Here is a 4,976-nt window from a genome sequence, read left to right on the forward strand (position 1 = left end):
GCTGATGGGCCTCGGCGCTTATCCCGCCACCGACAAGCAGTTTCTCGGCATGCTGGGCATGCACGGCACCTGGGAAGCCAATCATGCGATGCATGATTGCGACGTGATGATCAATATCGGCGCGCGTTTCGACGACCGCATCACCGGCCGTCTGGCGGCTTTCTCGCCCGGGTCGAAGAAAATCCATGTCGATATCGATCCGTCCTCGCACAACAAGACGGTGCGCTGCGACCTGAATATCGTCGGCGATGCCTGCAAGGTGCTGGAGCAGATGATCGCAGCCTGGAAGCAGGGCGGTTACAAGCCCAATCAAAAAGCCGTCGACAAGTGGTGGCAGCAGATCGATCAGTGGCGCGCCCGCGACAGCCTCAAGTACAAGAAGGATTCCAAGATCATCAAGCCGCAGCTCGCCATCGAGCGGCTGTATGAGCTGACCAAGGATCAGGACACCTTCATCACCACCGAAGTGGGCCAGCACCAGATGTGGGCCGCCCAGTTCTACAAGTTCAACAAGCCGAACCGCTGGATGACCTCGGGCGGTCTGGGCACCATGGGCTACGGCCTGCCGGCCGCGCTCGGCGTGCAGCTCGGCCATCCCGGCAAGCTGGTGGTGGATATCGCCGGCGAGGCCTCGATCCTGATGAACATCCAGGAACTTGGCACCGCGGCGCAGTACCGCCTGCCGGTCAAGGTCTTCATCCTCAACAACGAATATATGGGCATGGTCCGCCAGTGGCAGGAACTGACCTATGAGAGCCGCTATTCGAACAGCTATTCGGACAGCCTGCCGGACTTCGTGAAGCTGGCCGAAGCCTATGGCTGGAAGGGCATCCGTATCGAGGATGAGAGCCAGCTCGATGCCGGGATCGAAGCCATGCTGGCACATGACGGCCCGGCCATCGTCGATTGCATGGTCGCCAAGGAAGCCAATTGCCTCCCGATGATCCCCAGCGGCGCGGCGCACACCGACATGCTGCTCTATGGCGACCGTGTCGAAGGCACGATGGACGACGAAGCGAAAGCACTGGTTTGATGGGTATGCACGCAAGGATTCCCGAGCAGTTCGCTGCGCGCGCAGAGCGCAGGCACTGGTTCACCCGCACCGATGCAGCCGAGCTGCTCGACTGGCTGGAGGACAGCGGCTGTCGCTTCATCGGCATGGAAGTGGCCGAGAAGCGCGAGGATGGCACCTGGACGCTTCTCGACGAAACGCTCGACCTGGGCCGGCAGACCGACAATTTCGAGGCGGTCCGGCTCGGCCGCGTGTTCTTGGCCGAATATGACGGCGAAGGGCGGATGTTCGAACCCGTTTGGCAGGATATGCGCGCATGAAGATCGCCCAGCAGGCCAGCGAACGGCACGTCCTCAACGTCATCGTCGATAATGAGGCGGGCATCCTCGCCAAGATCGCGGGGCTGTTCACCGCGCGCGGCTACAACATCGACAGCCTGACCGTGGCCGATATTTCCGAAGACCACGCCATCAGCCGCATTACCATCGTCACCAATGGCCCCGAGCCGGTGATCGACCAGATTCGTGCTCAACTCGAACGGCTGGTGCCGGTGCACAAGGTCATCGACCTCACCGAAAGCGGCGCGCATGTCGAGCGTGAACTGGCGCTGGTAAAGGTCGCCGGTAAGGGCGACAACCGGGTCGAGGCGTTGCGGATCGCAGAACTGTTCCGCGCCAATGTGGTCGATACCACTACCAGCAGCTTCGTCTTCGAGCTCACCGGCTCGCCGGACAAGATCAACAGTTTCATCACCCTGATGCGTGAACTCGGCCTGGTCGAGGTCGGTCGCTCTGGGATCGTGGGAATGATGCGCGGCGCCGGGAACGACTGACGCCGCACCTGACGTGAGGAAAACAATGCAAGTCTATTACGATACTGATTGCGACCAGCAGCTGATCAAGGGCAAGAAGGTCGCCATCGTCGGCTACGGCAGCCAGGGCCACGCCCATGCCCAGAACCTGCGTGACAGCGGCGTGGGCGAAGTCGCCATTGCCCTGCGTCCCGGCTCGGCCACCGCGCGCAAGGCGGAAGCCGCCGGCTTCACGGTCATGACTGTCGCGGAAGCGGCCGAATGGGCCGATGTCCTGATGATCCTCGCGCCTGACGAACATCAGGCGGCGATCTACGCCAATGAAGTCGCAGGCAAGATGAAGCCCGGCAGCGCGCTCGCCTTCGCCCATGGCCTCAATATTCATTTCGGCCTGATCGATCCGCCGGCCGACGTCGACGTGATCATGATCGCACCCAAGGGTCCCGGTCACACCGTCCGCGGCGAATATCTCAAGGGTGGCGGCGTGCCGTGCCTCATCGCGGTCCACCAGGAAAGCAACCAGTCGGGCGGCAACGGCTTCGCCAAACAGCTTGCCCTTTCCTATGCCAGCGCGGTCGGCGGCGGTCGCTCGGGCATTATCGAAACCAATTTCAAGGAAGAGTGCGAAACCGACCTATTCGGCGAACAGGCCGTGCTTTGCGGTGGCATCACCCACCTCATCCAGGCTGGGTTCGAGACATTGGTCGAGGCTGGCTACGCACCCGAAATGGCCTATTTCGAATGCCTCCACGAAACCAAGCTGATCGTCGACCTGCTCTATGAAGGCGGCATCGCCAACATGCGCTATTCGATCTCGAACACCGCCGAATACGGCGACATCAAGACCGGCCCGCGGATCATCACCGACGAGACCAAGGCCGAGATGAAGCGCGTCCTCAAGGACATCCAGTCGGGCCGCTTCGTGAAGGACTTCGTGCTCGACAACCAGGCTGGCCAGCCCGAACTCAAGGCAAGCCGCAAGGCCGCCGCTGCGCACCCGATTGAGCAGACCGGGGCCCAGCTGCGCGCCATGATGCCCTGGATCGGCGCCAACAAGCTGGTCGACAAGGACAAGAACTGACCGTTAGGACGCGCTCATGGAGAGAGAGGCCATGGGCGCGTCCGACGAATTACCCTTCGCCTGCAAATGTGGCTCGGTAACCGGCGTCATCGAGCATGCGAATCCGCAGGAGGGCGACCGTGTGGTATGCCACTGCGTCGACTGCCGCGATCTCGTGCGACATTTGGGCCAGGAAGCCCGCGTCCTTGACGATCTCGGCGGCACCGATCTGTATCAGTCCCGCTGCGCACGGGTGAAACTGCAATCGGGCCGAGATAAACTGGCAAGCCTCCATATGACCGAGGGCAAGACACTGCGCTGGTATGCCAGTTGTTGCCAGTCACCGCTGTTCAACACCTATGCGAATGGGCGGGTCCCCTACGTAACGACCCTTCTTGCCAATACCGATGCTGACAAGCGCGAGATCCTGCTTGGTGATCCGATCGGCCATGTCTTCCCGCAACAGGCTACGGGTGACGCCAGCGGCCTGCGCGAACTTTCCTTCGCAAGGCTGATGTGGCGTTTTTTCAGGCGGATGCTCAAAGACCTGGTCGTCGGCGATCGGCGACGTAGCGCGCTGTTTGACGCGAAGACACTTGAGCCGATTGCCAAACCTCGCCACCTCACATTAGCCGAGCAGCAAGCATTGGGGCGCGCATGAAGCTGACCGACTGCCACAACATCGACGACTTCCGCCGCCTCGCGAAGCGGCGACTGCCCTGGCCGGTGTTCGACTACATCGACGGGGCCGCAGACGACGAAATCACCAAGGCGCGCAACACCAGTGCCTTCGACGAAGTCGACCTGGTGCCAAACGTTCTCGCAGGCGTGGGCACAATCGACACATCCTGCACCATCCTGGGCCGCAAGAGTGCGCTGCCCCTGATGCTCAGCCCCACGGCTCTGCAACGCGCCTTCCATCTTGATGGCGAACGCGCAGTAGCCAGGGCGGCGGAGAAGTTCGGCGTATGGTTCGGCATTTCCAGCCTTGCTACGCATTCGATCGAGGAAATCGCAGCGCTCACCAGCGGTCCCAAGCTGTTCCAGCTCTACGTCCATAAGGACAAGGGCCTCAACGCCAGCATGATCGAGCGCTGCCAGGCGGCCAAGTTCGACGCCATCGCGCTGACGGTCGACACTATCGTTTCGGGCAAGCGTGAACGCTGCCTTCGTTCGGGCTTCACTACCCCGCCCCGCTTCACCGCCAGCGCTTTGTGGAGCTACGCCACGCGCCCGCGCTGGACGATGGATTATGTCTTCGGGCCGAAATTCCGCCTGCCAAACCTGGACGGGCATGTTCAGGAAGGCACAGGCAAGGCCGTCAGCATCCAGGACTATTTCAACACCATGCTCGACGTGGACATGGATTGGGATACCGCCGCGCGCATCCGCCAGGACTGGGGCGGCAAGTTCGCGCTCAAAGGCGTGATGAGCGCCACTGATGCTCGCCGCGCGGTCGAAATCGGGGCGGATGCGATCATGATCTCGAACCATGGCGGCAGGCAGTTGGACGGCAGCCGCGCACCGTTCGACCAATTGCGCGAAATCGTCGACGAGGTTGGCGGCGAGATCGAAGTCATCCTCGATGGCGGCGTTCGGCGCGGGACGCATGTCCTCAAGAGTCTTGCTGCAGGAGCCACGGCTGCCTCAGGCGGTCGGCTCTACCTCTACGCACTCGCCGCGGCCGGGCAACCGGGGGTCGAACGCGCGGTCAACATACTCAAGGAAGAGATCGAACGCGCGATGCGCCTGATGGGTGTGACGTCGGTGGATCAGCTGACGCCCAATCGTCTGCGCTGGCGCTAGACCATCTTGGCGAAACAGGCGCGCAGTTCCTTCACGAACAGATCGGGCTGTTCCCATGCGGCGAAGTGCCCGCCCTTCTCTACCTCGCCCCAATAGACGAGGTTGGTCAGGGTCCGCTCTGCCCATTCGCGTGGCGTCGGCAGGATTTCCCGCGGAAAGGCGCTGGCGCCTGAAGGAATTGCCACCGACCCAACGCCGAAATTGGCGAAGCTTTCCCAATAGAGCCGCGCCGCCGAAGCGCCGGTGCCGGGCAGCCAGTAGAGCATGATGTCGTCGAGCACCTGGTC

Annotated in this window: 6 protein-coding genes and 1 pseudogene; 6 read left to right on the forward strand and 1 reads right to left on the reverse strand. The window is 62.1% G+C overall.

Annotated elements, in window-relative coordinates; genetic code table 11:
- The 6 genes from AAFM29_RS16565 to AAFM29_RS16590 form a co-directional block, all read left to right on the forward strand.
- A partial coding sequence (locus AAFM29_RS16565) for a thiamine pyrophosphate-dependent enzyme (protein WP_341713857.1) occupies nt 1-1,033 on the forward strand: 1,033 nt, incomplete at its 5' end.
- Nucleotides 1,033-1,332, forward strand: a complete 300-nt coding sequence (locus AAFM29_RS16570) for a hypothetical protein (protein WP_341713858.1) — start codon at nt 1,033-1,035, stop codon at nt 1,330-1,332. The genes AAFM29_RS16565 and AAFM29_RS16570, both read left to right, overlap by 1 nt.
- Nucleotides 1,329-1,844 (forward strand): acetolactate synthase small subunit, encoded by a 516-nt coding sequence (gene ilvN, locus AAFM29_RS16575; RefSeq protein ID WP_341713859.1) that lies wholly within the window; start codon nt 1,329-1,331, stop codon nt 1,842-1,844. Before AAFM29_RS16570 ends, ilvN begins: the two co-directional genes overlap by 4 nt.
- Nucleotides 1,845-1,869: 25 nt before the next feature.
- Nucleotides 1,870-2,904 carry a ketol-acid reductoisomerase gene (gene ilvC / locus AAFM29_RS16580; RefSeq protein WP_341713860.1) on the forward strand — a complete coding sequence of 345 codons (1,035 nt, stop codon included), beginning with the start codon at nt 1,870-1,872 and terminating at the stop codon, nt 2,902-2,904.
- 16 nt (nt 2,905-2,920) lie between these two features.
- Nucleotides 2,921-3,544, forward strand: a complete 624-nt coding sequence (locus AAFM29_RS16585) for a DUF6151 family protein (RefSeq protein WP_341713861.1) — start codon at nt 2,921-2,923, stop codon at nt 3,542-3,544.
- On the forward strand, nt 3,541-4,689 hold the full coding sequence (locus tag AAFM29_RS16590; protein WP_341713862.1) for an alpha-hydroxy acid oxidase: 1,149 nt from the start codon (nt 3,541-3,543) through the stop codon (nt 4,687-4,689). The genes AAFM29_RS16585 and AAFM29_RS16590 overlap by 4 nt, the downstream gene beginning before the upstream one ends.
- Here the strand turns inward: AAFM29_RS16590 and AAFM29_RS16595 are convergent.
- Nucleotides 4,686-4,976: pseudogene (locus AAFM29_RS16595) on the reverse strand (epoxide hydrolase); the annotation flags it as partial. The gene AAFM29_RS16590 and the pseudogene AAFM29_RS16595 overlap by 4 nt on opposite strands.

This window comes from Erythrobacter sp. (genome assembly GCF_038133525.1).
Taxonomy (GTDB): domain Bacteria; phylum Pseudomonadota; class Alphaproteobacteria; order Sphingomonadales; family Sphingomonadaceae; genus Qipengyuania.